This window comes from Domibacillus sp. 8LH (assembly GCF_038806185.1).
Lineage (GTDB): Bacteria > Bacillota > Bacilli > Bacillales > Domibacillaceae > Domibacillus > Domibacillus indicus_A.
Map to the genome: position 1 here is coordinate 1 of NZ_JAVJNG010000036.1, position 17,697 is coordinate 17,697.

The following is a 17,697-nucleotide window of genomic DNA, read 5'->3' on the forward strand; positions in this document are numbered from 1 at the left end:
TGTATTAGGCACGCCGCCAGCGTTCGTCCTGAGCCAGGATCAAACTCTCCAAAAAGTGTTTGACTTGCTCATTTGTTTCCATTAAAACACGGGGTGTTTCTAATGGAAGATAAAAATTTAAAACGTTGACGTTTTTATTGATTTTGTTCAGTTTTCAATGTTCAATATTCATCACTGTCGTTCGTGACAGCTAAATAAATATATCATTTATCCGAATGATAGTCAACACTTTCTCGAAAGTTTTTTGAAAGATGCTTAACAAGTATATTCTCAATTTAATAATATAGTTTATTACTATATAAAGAGAAAAAACGAAGATAATTTCTATTAAGTTCCGCTGTTGTTTTAACGGCGGATTAACAATATAACATTGTATTTTCTTTTACGCAATCATATTTTTTATTTTATTAATTGTATAAATGTGTTTACTATACCTTCATATATACGAATAGTTTTCTCCTCTAAAAGAAATACTAAAGTGTATAATCCTTTATCTGCCCCTTCTTTTTTCGCAAATTCAGAAGCAATTTTTCTTTTCGTGATTTAAATTTTAAAAGTGCTGCTCCCTAACAATAAAAGGAAAAAATCAAAAAGAAAATATCCAAAAACTTTTTAATTATTTATTGACCATTGATGATTTTGAAACCGGCTTTTCTTCTTTGCCTTATTTAGTTAAACTTCCGGTAGACGTGTTAAAATTAGATAAAGCATTTAGTGAACCTCTCCACCTAAATCAAAGATTTTGACGGAGCATCCCTTATCTTGAATATGGTACAACACCCGCTGGTTAGGCTTCCTGTGGAAGCCCTAGTGCATGTTGGAGACTAATGAACGAAGACAAGGTCTGGGATGTTCTTATTACCAGCTCAGGAACTTTTGCCTGAAGTGACAACCATTTCGTTTCCGAAGTGGATTTTTGAATAGCCCGAATGAAGTAGCGGGCTCCGATATTATAAAAAGCGGATAAATCCTCGTGATAGACTTTGCCGGTTGAAAACGTGGCAAGGTCTTTTTTCGGGCTCCGTTCCACTTTTTCGGAACTATCGAATGCCAGGGTGCTGGTGTTCCGCGGATTGATTCGGGAAATACGCATGCCCAGACAGTGCGCCATTTCTTCCACTTTGTTCTGAATGCCTATTTTCCGCCACCCGTGAAGCTTGAAACGAAGTTTCCTGGCTCCATAAAACCCTTTCGGGATTTTCATTCTGCCTAGGTATTCGAATACAATGACGTCACAGCCATGCTTTGCCACAAATTTTATAATTTCATGGCTTGTATGGCAGACAATATGCTGCTGGTACCCATTGATCTGCCGCCAAAAGAAGTATATCGATTATTTTTTTCGATATACTTATAAACATGATTACATAAAGCAGCTATTCTACAAAAAATGTATACACATTGGCCTTAATCATTTACTGTGTCCATTTGAATTCAGCTAAAATTCAAATGCTTTATGAATCACTCTGTCTTCCCTGCAAGGAAAAAACGCTTGCACCGGAAATCTCTGGCATTCATCCTGCCGCTTCGCCCCGGGACAGGACGAAAGCAAAAGTACTCGACCCGCAAAAACCTGATAGGAAGAGGCTTTGTTCTATTCATGACAGCCTCCTTGTACGCTAAGTATTTATAATAGAAAATAAAAAAACGCATATTCTGTTCGAATATGCGTCAATCTCATTATAGATTTTATCTTTTATATGGGCTCGCTCAAAACCGGCTTACTTGCTGATTATATTGTCTTCTTCTTGAACATCCAGTGGTGCACGCTTACCAATACCAAAAGCGAAAAAGCTGATCACAACAAGTACAAGGAATACAATTCCGGCTACAAGCGACATGCGCGTGTCATTGTTAAACCACATACCAATCAATACAGTCAGTAAGAAAGCGATCGTTACATAATTCGTTACAGGTGCAAACGGCATTTTAAAAGGATGATTCGCCATTTGAGCCCCGTTTCTTTTCCGGAATTGAATCTGGCTGATCAAAATTACAAACCATGGCACCATTCCGGGAAGAACGCTGGCACTGTATACATAAACGAATAAGTTTTCTGGTGCGATGTAGCTTAACACAACTCCGACAGCCAATCCGATCATAACACCTAATGTACTGAAGATAGGCACTCCGTTACGGGAAAGTTTTGCAAAGAACTTTGGTGCCTGTCCGTTCATCGCCAGTGTATAAAGCATACGGCCGGCGCTGTAAATCCCACTATTGCAGCCAGACATCGCCGCAGTGATTACAACAAAGTTAATCAGTCCGGCAGCCGCTGTAATTCCTACTTTTGCAAACGTCGCCACGAATGGACTGCCAATAGAGCTTAGCTGATCCCATGGATAAACAGTCACAATAACAAAAATAGCCCCTATATAGAAAATTAAAATACGCCAAATAATGCTTTGGATCGCTTTTGTTAAGGTATTTTGCGGATCCTTCGCTTCTCCAGCCGTAATCCCGATCAGCTCCACCCCTTGATATGCCCCAATGACAAGGGACAGCGCAAAGAAAAACCCGGACCAGCCGCCTGTAAAGAAGCCGCCATGGCTCCAAAGATTTGAGATTCCAATGGCATCTCCTCCGTTGCCAAACCCGAAGAAAATCAAGCCAAATCCAGCAATAATCATTAAAATAATGGTCACAATTTTGATGAGTGCAAACCAAAATTCAAACTCGCCAAATGATTTAACCGAAACTAAATTCGCAGCACCAAGAATCGCCATTGCTACAATGCCGGGAACCCAGGCAGGCAGATCCGGGAACCAGTACTGCATGTAAGCTCCCACCGCAATAATTTCCGACATCCCCACAATCACCCATTGGAACCAGTTGCTCCAGGCAGTCATGTACCCTGCTAATGGATGAATGTATTTATGGCCAAAAGTCGCAAATGACCCTGTGCTTGGCTCTAAATAAAGCATTTCTCCCATTGCACGCATAATAAAAAAGATAAAAACGCCAGTGATTGCATAAGCAAGCATAACAGAAGGACCTGTCCATTGAATCGTGCTGGCAGAGCCCATGAACAGCCCGACACCAATAGTGCCGCCTAAAGCAATCATTTGAATATGACGAGACTCAAGGCCTCTATTCAATTCTTTGTTTGCCACTTTCTTTTTCCTCCTTTGACACGATAAATAGCAGAACGCCGGGAAAGTCCACCCTGTCTTCTTTTATTCACCAGGGAAATAGTGAAGGAGGCATTGTGCTTCTCATTTTTCACCTGCAAGCATGATGCAGCTAGAAAGGTTCGTTATTTACCGTAACTGAATTACCTATTCTATAATAATAAACTTCTTTAAAAAATACAATTGTATCCCCTGGAAAAACACTAATACCTATACTTGTACTAACATTTAGAATAGTTTAATTTTTTGTAACAGTTTTACAATTAATTATCTTAAAATAGTAAACCTTGTTCCCCTAGTGTGAATACATTTTTCGCTTGAAAAAGAAGGCTTTATACCTCTTTCCTTCAATTAACCTTTTTCTCCACAAAAAGACCCTTTAAAGCAATGATCATATTGCTTTAAAGGGTCTTTTAAAGGGTATTTACGCTTTTACGCCTTCTTGACTGTGAGCAGCAAGAAACGCTTCTGTAATCAGTAATATCTCATCGGAATTATTATATATCACCGTATTTTCGGGAATTTCAATGTCCTCCATAACAATAGCCCGTTCGATGTATGCACCACGTCCAATTCGCACATTCGGCATAATAACGCAGTCTTTTACAAATGCATCTCTTTCGATCTGTACACCTTGAGAAACGACTGAATGTTCCAGTTCGCCATCGATGACAGACCCTTCATTTAAAAGAGAGTGTTTAACAGATGCATTACGGCCCATTACCTGTGGCGGATGATTGGCATTAATGGAGTAAATGCGCCATTCTGGATCATACAAATCCAACTCTTTGCCCTGGGCGAGCAAGTCCATATTGGCTTCCCACAAGCTTTTTACTGTACCTACGTCTTTCCAGTATCCTTTAAAAGGATAAGCCGTTAATTTTAAATTGTCTGCCAGCATAGCCGGTATCACATCTTTACCAAAATCGTTGGATGAATCCGGATTTTGCTCATCACGCTCTAGGTATTCTTTTAAAACAGACCATTTAAAAATGTAGATGCCCATTGAAGCAAGGTTGCTTTCAGGATGTTCTGGCTTTTCATCAAAACGGGTAACATTATAAGATTCATCTGTATTCATAATACCGAAGCGACTTGCTTCTTCCCACGGAACTTCAATAACAGAAATGGTCGCATCTGCACCCTGCTCTACGTGATAATCGAGCATTGCTTCGTAATCCATTTTATAAATATGATCACCCGATAAAATCAGCACATGCTCTGGATTATGTTGCTGAATATAATGAAAGTTTTGGTAAATGGCACTTGCTGTACCGGAATACCAGTTTACTTTTGAAGACTCTGCGTACGGCGGAAGAACAGTTACTCCGCCATCCCGGCGGTCTAAATCCCACGCACTTCCAATTCCAATGTATGAGTTTAAAGCCAGCGGCTGATACTGTGTTAAAACACCTACAGTATGGATACCGGAGTTTGCACAGTTAGAAAGCGGAAAATCAATGATACGGTACTTTCCGCCAAATGGTACAGCAGGCTTGGCTAGCGTTTCGGTTAATTCCTTTAAACGGCTTCCTTTTCCTCCAGCAAGAATCATTGCAATACATTTTTGTCTTTTCATGATGTCATTCTCCTTCTCTTTCTCCTGTATGTTTTTTTATCTATTAAATGAAGCATTTAGTATGTGAATTTACGCGGACGAAAAGTGCCACAACCTTTGTATACCCCGTTTACCGGCTGTTAATCCTCTATTCAAAAAAATTTTTATTTCTTGTTTTTTGACAAATAACCTTAAATTGGATACAAAAGAAGACATACCTGATAAAAAGGAAGGAGAAGTTGAAAAATCGAAGTAAATAATTAAAATATAACAGGGAAATCTACTTACAACACCAAGCTTTTTTATTACAAATGATCGAGGGCCTAATTAGTATAAAGAACTAGAAAAACTTTATACATGGACAGAAAATTTTTTCTCCTCCCTTCAATAGGAAAAAAGATAATCAAAGTGAGGTATAATCACATTTCTAATTTTGCAGAAAATCTGTAGAAGCAGGCGCAGCTTTTTCTCAATATTATTTGGTACTATGGCTAAGCCTTAGAAAGGAGCTGGCGGATGAAAGAACTGAATTTAGCTTTCCGTAAAAGAATTGGCTTTTCTGAACACGAACCGATTACATTTGCGAACTTAGAAATGGTTTTGAGCCGAACAGCGCAAGCCCTTCCTTTTGAGAACCTTTCTATTCTTTCTGGGAGAATAAAAGAGATCAATGAGAAAAGTCTGATTCAAAAAATGATTTTACATAATGAAGGCGGTCTTTGCTACGAACTGAACGGCCTTCTTTACCTTTTCTTAATTGAGAATGGCTTTAAGGCCGTTTTGGTGCGGGGCGTTATTTACAGCGAGCCGGATCAGGATTGGAGCCGCACAGGCCAGACACATGCAGCTGTGCTTCTTTTTCATCAGGGAGAAAAATACTTGCTTGATACAGGATTTGGCGGCAACCTGCCTTTAGTTCCTGTTCCGTTAATAGGAGAAACCGTTTCTTCTCCTAACGGCATATTCCGTATTAAACGAGAGAAGACTCGCTATGGTGATTATCTGCTTGAAATGAAAGTAAAACACAAGCATGCACACTGGAAAAAAGGATACGCATTTGATTCAAAGTCGGAAATAACGAATGTGTCTGAATTAAATCCTATGCAGGAAACGATTGTTCACCATCCTGACTCTGCTTTCAACAAAAAACCATTGGTTACCCGCTTGACGGAGCAAGGAAACATTACTTTAACAAGCACCTCATTGACTGAATGGGCAGACGGGAAAGAAAACAAACAAGAAATGACTGAAGAAACATTCGGCCAATCGTTAAACAAATATTTTAATTTAGAACGACAAAACTAAAGTTTCATATGCACCGATAAGTTCAGAAACTATAGTTAACCAAGTCCGCCTTCAATTATGAAGGTCTTTTAAAAGCATGTATAAAATTAAAGCCGGAACTAAAAAATGTATACTTTGGTTCCGGCTTTATTCAATGTCTTTAATTTTCAACTGTCACCTTAAGGGCTTTTGAAAAAAATTTTTGCCGGTTCAGGGTTCGACAAAATCTTTTCCAATCTTTTGTTACAATGTTAAAGTAAGGATATAAAAGTCATATTATCAAAAAAAACAAAAAGGAACAAAAGGTAAACTAGCCGAAAGGCTGGGACACGAAGCTACAGATCTAAGGTTCTTTTTATAAGAAGACTATGATGGCTGAGCTGCTTCGTCACAGGAGGGTATTCAATGCTGGATCAAGATCTTGATCAGGAGATTGTAGAAGAAGTATTGGACACTGAATGGATAGCACTAATGAAAGCTTTAAAAAGCCTCGGTCTGTCAATTGAAGAAATTAGAGAATTTTTAGCTGCCAATAAAGTACAAAACTCTGCTTCATAATAGTGAAAGCGAGCGGCTTACCTTTTCCGCTTGAACCAGCTTTGATGTAAGCTCTTGTCCTGGCTGTCTGTAAGGCAGGAGCTTATCCCCTCTTTGTTCTTAAATCACCCGACTGCTCTTATGTCTATGCTTATTTTGATCGGATTCCCTTTAAAAGACCTTCTACTAAATGTGTAATATATGCTTGATCAATTTCCTGCTTATAAATCGCTGCTTTTAAATATACGGCGCCAAACAGCATATCGAGGGAAGCGTCTATATCGCTATCTTCACAAATATGGCCGTTTTGGATTCCCTGCTTTAAAATGTTCTTTGTTGTATTTCTTCTTGGATATAAAAAGGAAGAAGAAAATTGTTCAGAAATCTCATGGTTTTCAATCACCACAGAAAGCAAAGCTTTGCCTAAAGAGCTTTTCAACACTTTCGCAAGTTCCTCTAATTGTTTTTTTAAATTTTCTTCCAGCTTTAGTGAAGGAATATAATCAAATTTGGCTTCTGTCATTTCTAAAAAAGCACTTATTAAAAGCGCCTCTTTGTTTTTCCACCAGCGGTAAATCGTTGCTTTGCTGACGTTTGCTTCTACCGCTACCCGTTCAATTGAAAGAGCTGAGAACCCTTTTTGTTCAACCATTTCTATAACGGTGCAAATAATGGCTTTTCTAGCTTCTTCACTTCGCGGCCGTCCGGCTGCCCTGCTTTGACCTTTGTTGGTTTTCATTTTAAAAAGCACCTGTCTTTCAAAAAATCCCTGCTTCCTTATCTACATTTTCATTTATACATACTTTTTTCATTTAAAGAATTTCTTTTTATTTTAGCAGGTGTAACTCCCGCTGCGCTACTATCTCAGAGACGGATAAAAGAAAGAGACTGCTTCTTCTCTTCTTGCCAAATAAAACACAAGATAGTATATTATAGTTTGCACAAAACGAAACGGTTCGTATCGTTTTTGAATGGATTACACTTAGAAAGAAAGGAGATTCTTTATCGTTGAACCCATTATCAAATTCTGCTCCTCACAGTGAGAGCCATTCTTTTATCACCCTTTTATTGTTTTGGTGCGGGCTGGTACTGTTAAGCAGTATGTATGTTACCCTCCCTTTAACCACCTTGTTTATGGACTCATTTGGGATTACTAGTGCTCAGACAGCTTGGATTGGAAGTTCTTTTTCACTTTGTTATGCGCTAGGCTGTCTGCTGTATGGCCCGTTTTCTGATAAATATGGCCGAAAGGTCTTTTTAGCTGGCAGCATTTCTCTTTTATCCGTTATCACAATCAGTATTGGTTTTGTTGAAAGCTTTCATGTCCTTCTTGTTCTGCGGGGCTTGCAGGGATTGGTTGCAGCAGCATTCGCGCCTATTTCCCTTGTGTATGCAGGAGAATTATTTCCTCCTCATAAACGCTTAACGGCCATTGGATTTATCAGCTCTGGATTTCTCATGGCCAGTATTATCGGGCAGGTGTTCAGCGGTATGGTCAGTGAAGCGTTCGGCTGGCAGGCTATCTTTTTTATTCTGGGTGCTGTTTATCTTATTACGGCCATAGCTGTTATATTTCGCCTCCCTAAAGAACAAACGCCTAAATCAGCGGAAAGCATTCTTCGTAAATTCGGCAATATGACCGGGCTTTTAAGAAATACACAGCTTTTGCTCGCTTTCTCGATTACCTTTGTGTTGCTTCTTTCACTCGTTGGCATGTATACGGTATTAGGCAGTTACCTGAGTTCGGCCCGTTTTGGCCTCCAACCTAGAGAAATATTGGCTGTCCGCGGAGCCGGCATTCTGGGCATGCTTTTTTCTCCATTTGCCGGTCAAATTGCCCAAAAAATCGGACGGGGTGCTGTCTTAAAAGGCGGCTTAGCTATGGCAGCAGCCGGGCTTTTAGCTATTGGATTCAGCCCCACGCTTCCAATCCTTGTTTTGGCAACGATTGTATTTGTAGCCGGTATTGCCTTGGTCACGCCCGTTGTGATTTCACTGGTCAGCCAGCTGGCCGGAAACGCCAGGGGAAGTGCCGTATCGTTTAACGCCTTTATTCTTTTCCTTGGCGCAAGCGCTGGTCCAGGGCTTGTAATGGGCTTTTCTAAAACCGAGCAATATGTGCTGGCGCTCGATTTATTAAGTGCCGTTATGGTCATCGCCCTGCTCGTTTCCCTGTTTATTAAAGCAGAAGCTAAAGCGCCTATTGAAGCAGCGGCCAAACAGCAAATCAGTCAATAATCCTGTTAACTCAAACAAGCGAAACGCATTTTTAGCGTTTCGCTTGTTTTGTTTAATAAACTTTTAAAAAGCATTGCTTTTTAAACAGATTGTTTTTTGAAGGTACTTGAGTAGATAAAAGCCACTGCAGCAATTAAAAGAGCTAAAACCGCATAAATATTGCTGTAGTTAATGCTTTCCTGATTGTGAAGAAACGGATTCAGCTGAATCACCGTATGATGAATCTCTAACGCTTTACTGATGAATGTAATAGATGTAGCTCCGGCAATAAAGTTTGTCATCATAAAAACACCCATCCCTACTCCCGCATGCTCTTTTGGAAGAGACTGTGAGACTGTGTTGCCAAGGGCAATTTGAATAAATGTCTGCCCAATGCAGGCAAGAAGCAAAACGGCCATGACGATCAAAGGGGACAATCCGGCAATCAGTGCCAGAAAACTATAACCAAGGAAAAAGCTTAAGAGGGCCGTATAAGCCAGAAAGTGATTTCCTTTTTGGTCTGCTAATAAACCCGCTTTTTTCCCTAGAAATGCCGCCACCAGCGCACCTGGAAACATAATAAGTCCGCTCATTAAGGGGGATAATCCATTGATGGTTTGCAGCAGGAGCGGAGTTAAATAAGGAATGCCAAACCCTATACCGGAACTTAAGGCAGAAACAAGAATACCAATAGAGTAATGCTTGTTTTTAAAAAGAGAAAGGCGGATAAAGGGATCATTCGCCTTATTCATTCTCCACAAAAAGAAAACAAACAGAACTGCTCCGGCTGTAGCAAGAAGCGGCGCAGACTTCGTAACTGCCAGCAGAAGCAGTGCCAGTGTGCCAGCAAGAAAAGCAGCCCCTGCCAGGTCAATATTTGTTTTTTGCTTTTCCGCTTCATCATTCAAATACTTTCGGAAAAATGGCAGGGTTACCAATACTAGGAGGGATACGATAAAAAGATAGTGCCAGCTGATAAAACTGGTCACAAATCCAGCGACGATCGGTCCGATCGCTGTTCCCAGCGCCATCCCTGCAGAAGTAATACCGAGCGCCCTCCCCCTTGTTTCAGGTGTAAAGTAACGGGAGGGAATAATCATGGACGTAGCAGGCATAACGGATGCTCCAGCTGCCTGAAGAAGCCGTCCGGCTACAATCATCCAAAAGTTAGCTGCGGTAAAGCCAATCACCGATCCAACAGCAAAAAACAATAGGCCTGCAGTCAATAGTGCTTTCAGTTTGTATTGATCTGCCAGCTTTCCGTACATCACAGAGCCGATCGCATACACAATAATATAACCGGTGACAATCCACCCGGCTTGAGAAGGCTTCAGCCCAAATTCATCTGTAATAGCCGGAATGGCTATATTAAACATAGTTGAATTCATTACGGAAATCACAAGAGCAAAAGCCAAAATAAAGATAAGTCTTTCCCTTCGCTTTTCCTCTAGTTGTGAAATTGATTCACTCATTCTTCTTCCTTCTTTCTTCTTTCTTTGTGTAAAAACATTATAAGAAAGGGAGCTTTTCTCCCTTTCTGTTTATACAAGTATATAGACTCTTTTTAAGCGTTCACTTTATGGGCCATTTTTAAATCGAGTTTCTCTATGTTTTGAATAACCCGGTCAAAACGAAGTGCCTGCGGATGGGCTGGGAAAATATGATGTTCATATGGATCGCCCAGCGTACGGAAGAACGGCTCAAATAAACCGGAAACGAGTAACCCTGCGATTTTTGTATAAGGTGAATCCAAACGGTAAGAATGCACTGTATAAGCAGGAACGTGCAGGAAATCTCCTGGATTTAAATGAATTTCTTCTCCGTTTGCCCACATAGTCATCTGTCCTTCGAGGCAGAAAAAAGTTTCCGTATGCTGTTCATGGTAATGGTCTACAATACGGTCTCCTTTTGGACCTTCAGATGAAACGATAATAAACTGGCCATCCGTCGTGTCCTGAGTCGCTATAATTCTGTGGAGCTGGTCACCTGTTAAAAGCCGGTCTCCCTCTCCTGACTCAAGCACATAAGGAACCATCTTATCTGGTAAAGCAGCATTTTCAACCAGCTTCGCTTCTACTTCTTGGTCATCATCCTTATGGAAAATCACATCAGCACAAGCAGCTGCTTTTGAGAACCGGTCACGGCTTACTTTCTCAACAGCATAAGGTGGATGCTCGATCTTGTTATACGAGTCTCCCAGAACGGAATAAAGATGCGCTGTATTTCCACCCATCGTATAAGATACGAATCTCGTTCGATGACTTCCCATTTTGTATCCATGAAGCGTGCCTGCCGGGATATGAGCGTAATCTCCGGGCAGCAACAGGTGCTTTTCTCCATTAAGCGCAAGCTCTAGTTTTCCGTCTAAGACTAAAATTCCTTCCTGGCTGTTTTTATGAAGGTGTAACGGAAAAGAATCACCTTTTCCTCCTGCTAGCAGTACCATTTCAAAAAGATCGCCTGTGCTTTTGGCATCCGCCATTACCGTTGCTACCTGCCGGCCAAAAAGGTAACGCTCTCCTTCTCCACTGCGAAGCAAGTAAGGTATTTTTTCTTTTGGTAGAGTATTTGTCCATAGTTGAGTCATAGTAATCCCCCTTAAATATAGACCAGTCATTATAATTATAAGTATAAAATAAATAGACCGTTCTATATAAAAATAACATAAAGGATACAGAAGTGCTATCCTTTTCTCGGTATTAAACTTGGTATGATGTCAGAAAGCAGTAAAAGCGGGGTTTTATCTTTGTCTGTCAATGAGCGCATTACACTTCCCCCAACCATCGAACTGATGAGTACCCCCAATTTCTCTGCTTCTTCTTGTTCGATCCCGCTTTGCACGAGTTTTTGAGCGAAAAGAGATTCCCATTTTGTAAATGCTTCAACACAAGCTATCCGCAAAGGCTCACTGATCAAAGCCGTTTCTGCTGCCAGCAAACCGACAGGCACACCCTGTATGCTTTCCGGATGATCAAACTGGCTTGCCGTTTGGACAATAAATAACTGAATCGCCTTTACAGGGTCATCTGTTTTTTCCATATTCTCTTGTATAATTCCGCCGATATATTGGCTTGTATAACGAACAGCCTCAACTGCTAACTCTTCTTTGCCATTTGGAAAATAGTAATAAAGAGAGCCTTTCGGTGCTCCGCTTTCTTTTAAAATCTGATTTAATCCTGTTGCATGATACCCTTGAAGCTGAAAAAGACGTGAAGCGGTTTGAAGAATTTTTTCGCGTGAGTCTGGCTTGTTTTTCATAAAGAACGTACCCCCTGTTAGTAGAAAATGCCTTATACCAATATAAAAAACATTGTGCTTCATGTCAAAAAACGCTAAAATCCTATAAATCTGCGAAAAACCATGCTCTGTTCATAAAGAGCATGGTTTTTCTTTTGTAATTTATCTATTAGAATTAAAGAACTATGTACAAGCAAAAAAAGCTAAATAACATTATTAAATTAAAGTTTCTTAGGGATTTGATTTAATTTGTGCTTTTGAATTTCCTTTATTCTCCCCATTGTTTTTGGAGAACTTGTAGGGAAAATTCGAACAAAAATTTAATCTGAGAATACATAATCCCCTTCTTTAATTTGATTTCTTTCAAACCATCCAAGATTTACTTCAAGTGCATAACGATAAGAAAGTTCGGGATCATACATACGGCATTCTTTCTCTTTACATGGCTCCATATCCATTATTTTGAGAATTTTTCCATCTGAATCAAGAAAAGCAATAGATAAAGGAATTAAGGTGTTTTTCATCCAAAAACCACCATATATTTTTTCTCCGTACATAAATAACATTCCCTCGTTTTCGGGTAATTTTTCAACAAACATTAAGCCCTTTTCTATTTTTTCTTGAGTATTTGCAATTTGGACGGTTAATTTCGTTTCCCTTCCTCCACTGATTATTTTTATCTTTCTTTTCACTGGATTCCCTCACCTTCGAGAATGATTGTAAGCAGATTTCAAAAGAAGTTTATGATCTTTAAATTTCCATTTTTCAAAAGAATGCCTTTTCCCCTTAACGCTGCTCAACGAACCCGCGCCGTTCGTTCAATCAGAAAATCGACACCAGTCTTTATATACATATGATCGTTCTTGCTTTATGAGCCAAAACAGTCATATGACAACAGTTTATATGTAAATAAGCAGAATCTATAAATATCGATGTGTGACATAATCTAATAATTACTACTAAATCTGTTAAATTTTACTATTAATTGTTAGCCAAAGAAAAAAGACCGAAAAAAATCGGTCTTTTTTTAGATTTTATTAAATTGACGCACCCGTTCATTCATTAAGTATAAACAGGATCACACGTTCCAGGTCTTGGTTCATAAAAACAGTGATTTTTATATTGACCAGCGAAAGGCTGGCCATACCATGTTGGAGGGCATGGAGCGTATGGATTAAAATACCAAAGGGCATATTTCCCTGGGTGTTGTCTCCAGTAATCCAAAGCCTGTCTGGCTAATCTTCTTTCAGCTTCTCTTGGCTTTTGATAAAATAAAGTACCTTTTTGAACAGCTTCAAAGGCATAATTGTTTCCTTGTATTTGATAAATAACATGGGGAACGGTTCTTAAATTTTGAAAGTCTAAACAATTTGCTTTGAGACGGTTAACAATCACGTTTCCCACATACAACATCCCCTGGTTTCCTTCGGCTTCGGCTTCTGCTCTCATCATCCTTGCCATTAAGTCAACGTCTGAACTTCGGTACCTTACTCTTGGCATTTTTTCACCCCCAAAATATACTATAAAAAAAAGCCTGCATTGGTGTAGGCTTTTAGAATGCAGACAAACCCCCTTTTCGAAAAAAACTTTTGCAAGTAGAGTTTTTGCCTTTTTGTTTGGGCTTATTTAATGGTTTTCTGATGGAAGCAGGCACTATTAATTTAATATTAAAAATGGCTGTCCACTTTGTCGACAATCTGAAAGCCTGCACTAGTGCAGGCTTTTTCGAATAAAATCACTCACCTTTCACCCTGCGTCCAAATGTATTTAGATGAAACGTAAAAATAAATAAAAAAGGATAATTAGCCCTCGAAATGGACTAACTATCCTCTAAATGAGTACCTACATTCAATTATTCGAATACTGTTTTTCTTTCTTCTCTGCACTGTTCACAAATATGCAGCACTCTAGAAGGATTGTTTTCTGCGTCTGCTTCTTGATTAGGCTCTTCAACCGCACCACAGATTTCACATATTTTCATGTGACTCATTTATCTCCTTCACATTTAGTTTATTCTCATCATCCGAGTAAATTGTAAAACCAGAATCAATAATCGCCTGCTCAAAGTCATGTGAAGACGCCATTTGTTCATCGTACGTAAAGACGGCTTCATTCTTTTCCAAATTGATTTCCGCCTGCCCGATCCCCCAAACCGAAAGAAGGGCATCTAAAACCGTATCTGCATCTCTCATACTGTGCATATCTTTCACCATAATTGAACCTGACTGCATTTGTTTCATCCTTTCTTGTCTTGTTCGTGGTGGGAAGGCTGAACAAAAGCCGTACCCAGCCCTTCCATAAAAGCTGCCATGGCCGCGATCGACGCTTTTATTTCCGGGCTTTTTAGCTTTTTCCGCATCTTCCATAAGCTTTGAGGTTCTTCCTGCTGGCCTGCCTCGGCCATTTTTTGAAGTCCGAGGCCGACTCCTCTCATCATCTTATCGGTCTGTTCTGGTGAAAGCGAGCCAAGGAATTTAGCACCGTTCATGCCATTTTTAATCACGTTGTGCATGAATGGCTGGTTGATCTGCTGAATCGCAATAGCACCAACTTCTGTACGGTTCTCCAGCATTCCTCTCAGCGCATCGTAAATCCCCATTTCCTGAAGGCCTTTCATTAATTGAATCATGCCAAGGACAGCTTCTTTGTTTTCCGTAAGCTCCCGCATAATTTCGGCTGCAGCCTGTGCTTGTTCTTCCTGCTGGTCAGGAACTCTTTTGCTGATTTTCCGGATAGCCTGTGCCATGTTCATCCCCCTTAATAATCATCTCATTAATTGGTGTAAAGTCTGTCCGATTCCACTTCTCTTCCACTTTTACGCTGATCTGCGGCACCCTGTTTCCATACCGGTGATTGTGTTTCGGCAGTGGCGGCTCGCCTTTTTGTTCAAGCACTTGCATTTTGACACCCATTTCTTTATAAGCCGGTGTATGCGTAATATAATCATGATAGCTGCTCGTTAAATAGTTAACAGCTTCGTTATCCTCGCGTGTATTCATTGGCAGATACAGTTCATTGCCTTTCACCCGGTCGGTCACCATCACCCTTACTTCTACATACCCATACGGAGAAGTCAGGCCGACTAACGTGCCGTCCTCAAGATTCCGTTCTCTCGCCAGTTCTGGAGAAACCTCAAGCCATACATCCGGTACTTTGTGGTTCAGCCCTTTGCTCCGGTGCGTCATGTTTCCTTCATGGAAATGCTCAAGAATACGGCCATTATTTAAATGCAGATCGAAGTCTGCACCTGCTTGGAATGGCGGTGTCCAGTCAACAGGCACAAGTCTTGCTTTTCCATCTGGAAACGCAAAGTTTTCCGTATACAGAAGAGGTGTATCTGTTCCATCTGCTGCAACAGGCCATACAAGAGACTTGAACCCTTCCAGGCGTTCGTAGTTAACACCTGCAAAGATAGGAGCGAGAGAAGCGGCTTCATCCATAATTTCACTTGGATGCTTGTAGTTCCAGTTTGCACCGAATCGGTTGGCCACCAGCTGGAAAATTTCCCAATCAGGCTTCGAATCTCCAAGCGGCTCCATCACTTTATAAAAACGCTGAATTCTTCTTTCTGTATTCACAAATGTCCCGTCTTTTTCAAGGCTTGGCGCTGCCGGCAGGATAACGTCGGCAAACTGGGCCGTTTTGCTGAAGAAAATGTCCTGCACAACGAAAAACTCCAGTTTTTCAAAAGCATTTTGTACAAAATTAGCATTCGCATCGACGAGTGCCATTTCTTCACCAAATAAATACAATGCTTTCAAACGGTCGTCCTGCATCGCTTCCACCATATGGTGGTTATCATGGCCAGGTTCTGTTGGAAGCGGCGTACCCCATACTTTTTCATACCGCTCACGCACACTTGCATCCTGTACAGGCTCATAGCCTGGGAACCAAGCTGGCATTGTGCCGAAATCACAAGCTCCCTGCACATTATTATGCCCGCGAAGCGGATAAGCTCCGGTACCTGTGCGCCCATAATTTCCTGTAATCAAAAGAAGATTGGAAATCGCTGTACTCGCATCTGTGGCTCCTTTATGCTGAGTAATGCCCATCGCCCACAGGGCGCACACAGATTTAGCTTCGTGAATCATGGTGGCAATCTGTATCATCGTCTCCTGCGATAACCCGGTTTGTTCTTCAGCATAAGCCAATGTAAATTTATCAAGCGATTTTACGTACTCATCGAGGCCGTTGACTCTGTTTTGAAGAAATTCATTGGCTTCCCAGCCCATATCCAGAATGTACTTCGTAACCGCACTAATCCAGATAATATCGGTGCTTGGCTTTGGATGTACAAGCAGATCCGCCCGCTGTGCGAGCTCATGCTCCCGTATGTCGGCCACAAGCAATTTCTGCCCATGGAGCTTATGAGCTCGTTTAATACGAGTAGCCAGAACAGGGTGGGATTCAGCAGGATTCGCGCCAATGACTATGATCAACTCCGCTGAAGAAATATCATGAATCGTCCCTGCATCTCCTCCGCGTCCGACTGTCCGAAGCAGCCCGGCTGTTGCAGGAGACTGGCAGTAACGCGAGCAGTTATCGACATTATTGGTTCCCATCACACTGCGAGCAAACTTTTGAAACAAATAGTTTTCTTCGTTGGAGCATTTGGATGAAGCAATATATCCAATGGAATCAGGCCCGTACTGCTCTTTTACATAGCCCAGCTTTTCCTGGATTAAGTCAAGCGCTTCTTCCCATGTAGCTTCAACAAATTCATCGCCTTGACGAATTAACGGCTTTGTCAATCTCTCCTCGCTGTTTACAAAATCCCATCCCCATTTACCTTTTACACAGGTAGAGATTCCATTAACAGGCGCTTCTTCAAGCGGCTCGATTTTTAAAATATCCCGGTCTTTTGTCCAAACTTCAAAACTGCATCCGACTCCGCAATACGTACAGACGGTTTTGGTTCTTTTAATGCGCGATTTTCTCATCGCTGCTTCCACTTCGGATATGGCGAAAATCTCTTTATAGCCCGGTTCTACTTCCTTCGTCATGTCAATCATCGGTCCAAGAATTTTAGGCGGGATGGCCGTTAAGTAGCCGGCTTCTCCAAGCATCGATTTTTCCATCAAAGCGTTACAAGGGCACACATTTACACAGTGTCCGCATGATACGCAAGATGACTGGTCAATAGGTACATCATTGTCCCAAATGACCCGCGGTACTTCACGGCTCCAGTCAATCGTTAGCGTTTCATTTACTTGCAAATCCTGACAGGCCTCTACACACCGGCCGCAAAGAATGCACTGATCCGGTTCATAGCGGTAGAAAGGATGAGAATTGTCCGGCGGGTATGGTTTTGCCTTGAATGGATACTTTTGATGGGAAAGCCCCATATGCTCAACCGTATTATGTACGGTGCAGTTTCCATTGTTGTTGTCACATACGGTGCAGTACAGCTCATGATTTTTTAAAATTCTCGACATGCCCTCGTACTGTGCTTCCTGTACAAGAATCGATTCTGTGTCCACAACCATACCAGGCTCTGCTTTCGTTACGCAGGATCGAACCAAGGCACCATTTACACTTACGTAGCATGTATCGCACGTCTGAATACTGCCGAGCGCAGGCGTATAGCAGATACTAGGGACAAACACATTTTCCTCTCTCACAACCTCGAGGACGGTTTGCCCAGGCTTTGCCCGGTACGATTTGCCGTTAATTTCGATCGAAAAATCCGGTTTATTCATTCGTCTTCCTCCGTTACATTTCGTTGAACTTGTC

General features: G+C 41.1%; 17 protein-coding genes and 1 riboswitch. Of the genes, 4 read left to right on the top strand and 13 right to left on the bottom strand.

Going from position 1 to position 17,697, the window contains the following annotated elements; genetic code table 11:
* Nucleotides 1-623 precede the first annotated feature (623 nt).
* Nucleotides 624-746, top strand: a complete 123-nt coding sequence (locus RG959_RS22055) for an EAL domain-containing protein (RefSeq protein ID WP_342798971.1) — start codon at nt 624-626, stop codon at nt 744-746.
* Between the two features lie 41 nt (nt 747-787).
* Here RG959_RS22055 and RG959_RS22060 read toward each other — a convergent pair whose 3' ends face one another.
* From RG959_RS22060 to RG959_RS22070, 3 genes are all read right to left on the bottom strand, one after another.
* Nucleotides 788-1,252 carry a hypothetical protein gene (locus RG959_RS22060; protein ID WP_342798973.1) on the bottom strand — a complete coding sequence of 155 codons (465 nt, stop codon included), beginning with the start codon at nt 1,250-1,252 and terminating at the stop codon, nt 788-790.
* A 469-nt stretch (nt 1,253-1,721) separates the two neighbouring features.
* Nucleotides 1,722-3,113 (bottom strand): amino acid permease, encoded by a 1,392-nt coding sequence (locus tag RG959_RS22065; RefSeq protein WP_342798974.1) that lies wholly within the window; start codon nt 3,111-3,113, stop codon nt 1,722-1,724.
* A 442-nt stretch (nt 3,114-3,555) separates the two neighbouring features.
* Nucleotides 3,556-4,710, bottom strand: a complete 1,155-nt coding sequence (locus RG959_RS22070) for a glucose-1-phosphate adenylyltransferase (protein ID WP_342798975.1) — start codon at nt 4,708-4,710, stop codon at nt 3,556-3,558.
* Nucleotides 4,711-5,205: 495 nt separating this feature from the next.
* Here RG959_RS22070 and RG959_RS22075 point away from each other — a divergent pair, with 495 nt between their 5' ends.
* Both RG959_RS22075 and RG959_RS22080 read left to right on the top strand, forming a co-directional pair.
* On the top strand, nt 5,206-5,994 hold the full coding sequence (locus RG959_RS22075; protein WP_342798976.1) for an arylamine N-acetyltransferase family protein: 789 nt from the start codon (nt 5,206-5,208) through the stop codon (nt 5,992-5,994).
* A 273-nt stretch (nt 5,995-6,267) separates the two neighbouring features.
* Nucleotides 6,268-6,361: riboswitch (cyclic di-GMP riboswitch) on the top strand.
* A 17-nt stretch (nt 6,362-6,378) separates the two neighbouring features.
* Nucleotides 6,379-6,531, top strand: a complete 153-nt coding sequence (locus RG959_RS22080) for an anti-repressor SinI family protein (protein WP_342798977.1) — start codon at nt 6,379-6,381, stop codon at nt 6,529-6,531.
* 130 nt (nt 6,532-6,661) lie between these two features.
* On the opposite strand, the gene RG959_RS22085 is transcribed toward RG959_RS22080, so the two are convergent.
* A complete protein-coding gene (locus RG959_RS22085) occupies nt 6,662-7,249 on the bottom strand; it encodes a TetR/AcrR family transcriptional regulator (RefSeq protein WP_342798978.1) in 588 nt (195 codons plus the stop codon).
* Nucleotides 7,250-7,518: 269 nt separating this feature from the next.
* Here RG959_RS22085 and RG959_RS22090 point away from each other — a divergent pair, with 269 nt between their 5' ends.
* The gene (locus tag RG959_RS22090; protein WP_342798979.1) at nt 7,519-8,748 is read left to right on the top strand and encodes an MFS transporter; all 1,230 of its coding nucleotides are present in this window, start codon (nt 7,519-7,521) and stop codon (nt 8,746-8,748) included.
* 80 nt (nt 8,749-8,828) lie between these two features.
* Here the strand turns inward: RG959_RS22090 and RG959_RS22095 are convergent, their stop codons facing one another.
* The 9 genes from RG959_RS22095 to fdhF form a co-directional block, all read right to left on the bottom strand.
* A complete protein-coding gene (locus tag RG959_RS22095; protein WP_342798980.1) occupies nt 8,829-10,199 on the bottom strand; it encodes an MFS transporter in 1,371 nt (456 codons plus the stop codon).
* 92 nt (nt 10,200-10,291) lie between these two features.
* Nucleotides 10,292-11,314 (bottom strand): quercetin 2,3-dioxygenase, encoded by a 1,023-nt coding sequence (locus RG959_RS22100; protein ID WP_342798981.1) that lies wholly within the window; start codon nt 11,312-11,314, stop codon nt 10,292-10,294.
* Nucleotides 11,315-11,409: 95 nt separating this feature from the next.
* Complete coding sequence (locus RG959_RS22105; protein WP_342798982.1) at nt 11,410-11,985, bottom strand: TetR/AcrR family transcriptional regulator; 576 nt, start codon at nt 11,983-11,985, stop codon at nt 11,410-11,412.
* Nucleotides 11,986-12,284: 299 nt separating this feature from the next.
* A complete protein-coding gene (locus RG959_RS22110; RefSeq protein WP_342798983.1) occupies nt 12,285-12,656 on the bottom strand; it encodes a DUF192 domain-containing protein in 372 nt (123 codons plus the stop codon).
* Between the two features lie 370 nt (nt 12,657-13,026).
* Complete coding sequence (locus RG959_RS22115) at nt 13,027-13,464, bottom strand: cell wall hydrolase (RefSeq protein WP_342798984.1); 438 nt, start codon at nt 13,462-13,464, stop codon at nt 13,027-13,029.
* Nucleotides 13,465-13,816: 352 nt separating this feature from the next.
* Complete coding sequence (locus RG959_RS22120; RefSeq protein ID WP_285880367.1) at nt 13,817-13,945, bottom strand: hypothetical protein; 129 nt, start codon at nt 13,943-13,945, stop codon at nt 13,817-13,819.
* The gene (locus RG959_RS22125; RefSeq protein ID WP_315691056.1) at nt 13,932-14,195 is read right to left on the bottom strand and encodes a heavy-metal-associated domain-containing protein; all 264 of its coding nucleotides are present in this window, start codon (nt 14,193-14,195) and stop codon (nt 13,932-13,934) included. Before RG959_RS22125 ends, RG959_RS22120 begins: the two co-directional genes overlap by 14 nt.
* A 5-nt stretch (nt 14,196-14,200) precedes the next feature.
* A complete protein-coding gene (locus tag RG959_RS22130; protein WP_251272114.1) occupies nt 14,201-14,710 on the bottom strand; it encodes a helical membrane plugin domain-containing protein in 510 nt (169 codons plus the stop codon).
* The gene (gene fdhF, locus RG959_RS22135) at nt 14,670-17,663 is read right to left on the bottom strand and encodes a formate dehydrogenase subunit alpha (protein ID WP_342798985.1); all 2,994 of its coding nucleotides are present in this window, start codon (nt 17,661-17,663) and stop codon (nt 14,670-14,672) included. Before fdhF ends, RG959_RS22130 begins: the two co-directional genes overlap by 41 nt.
* Nucleotides 17,664-17,697 lie beyond the last annotated feature (34 nt).

Bases quoted from the DNA above. Each gene is read 5' to 3' on its own strand.
- RG959_RS22070 (WP_342798975.1), bottom strand. From the start codon at position 4,710: ATGAAAAGACAAAAATGTATTGCAATGATTCTTGCTGGAGGAAAAGGA.
- RG959_RS22075 (WP_342798976.1), top strand. From the start codon at position 5,206: ATGAAAGAACTGAATTTAGCTTTCCGTAAAAGAATTGGCTTTTCTGAA.
- RG959_RS22080 (WP_342798977.1), top strand. From the start codon at position 6,379: ATGCTGGATCAAGATCTTGATCAGGAGATTGTAGAAGAAGTATTGGAC.
- RG959_RS22085 (WP_342798978.1), bottom strand. From the start codon at position 7,249: ATGAAAACCAACAAAGGTCAAAGCAGGGCAGCCGGACGGCCGCGAAGT.
- RG959_RS22095 (WP_342798980.1), bottom strand. From the start codon at position 10,199: ATGAGTGAATCAATTTCACAACTAGAGGAAAAGCGAAGGGAAAGACTT.
- RG959_RS22100 (WP_342798981.1), bottom strand. From the start codon at position 11,314: ATGACTCAACTATGGACAAATACTCTACCAAAAGAAAAAATACCTTAC.
- RG959_RS22105 (WP_342798982.1), bottom strand. From the start codon at position 11,985: ATGAAAAACAAGCCAGACTCACGCGAAAAAATTCTTCAAACCGCTTCA.
- RG959_RS22115 (WP_342798984.1), bottom strand. From the start codon at position 13,464: ATGCCAAGAGTAAGGTACCGAAGTTCAGACGTTGACTTAATGGCAAGG.
- RG959_RS22120 (WP_285880367.1), bottom strand. From the start codon at position 13,945: ATGAAAATATGTGAAATCTGTGGTGCGGTTGAAGAGCCTAATCAAGAA.
- RG959_RS22125 (WP_315691056.1), bottom strand. From the start codon at position 14,195: ATGCAGTCAGGTTCAATTATGGTGAAAGATATGCACAGTATGAGAGAT.
- RG959_RS22130 (WP_251272114.1), bottom strand. From the start codon at position 14,710: ATGGCACAGGCTATCCGGAAAATCAGCAAAAGAGTTCCTGACCAGCAG.
- fdhF (WP_342798985.1), bottom strand. From the start codon at position 17,663: ATGAATAAACCGGATTTTTCGATCGAAATTAACGGCAAATCGTACCGG.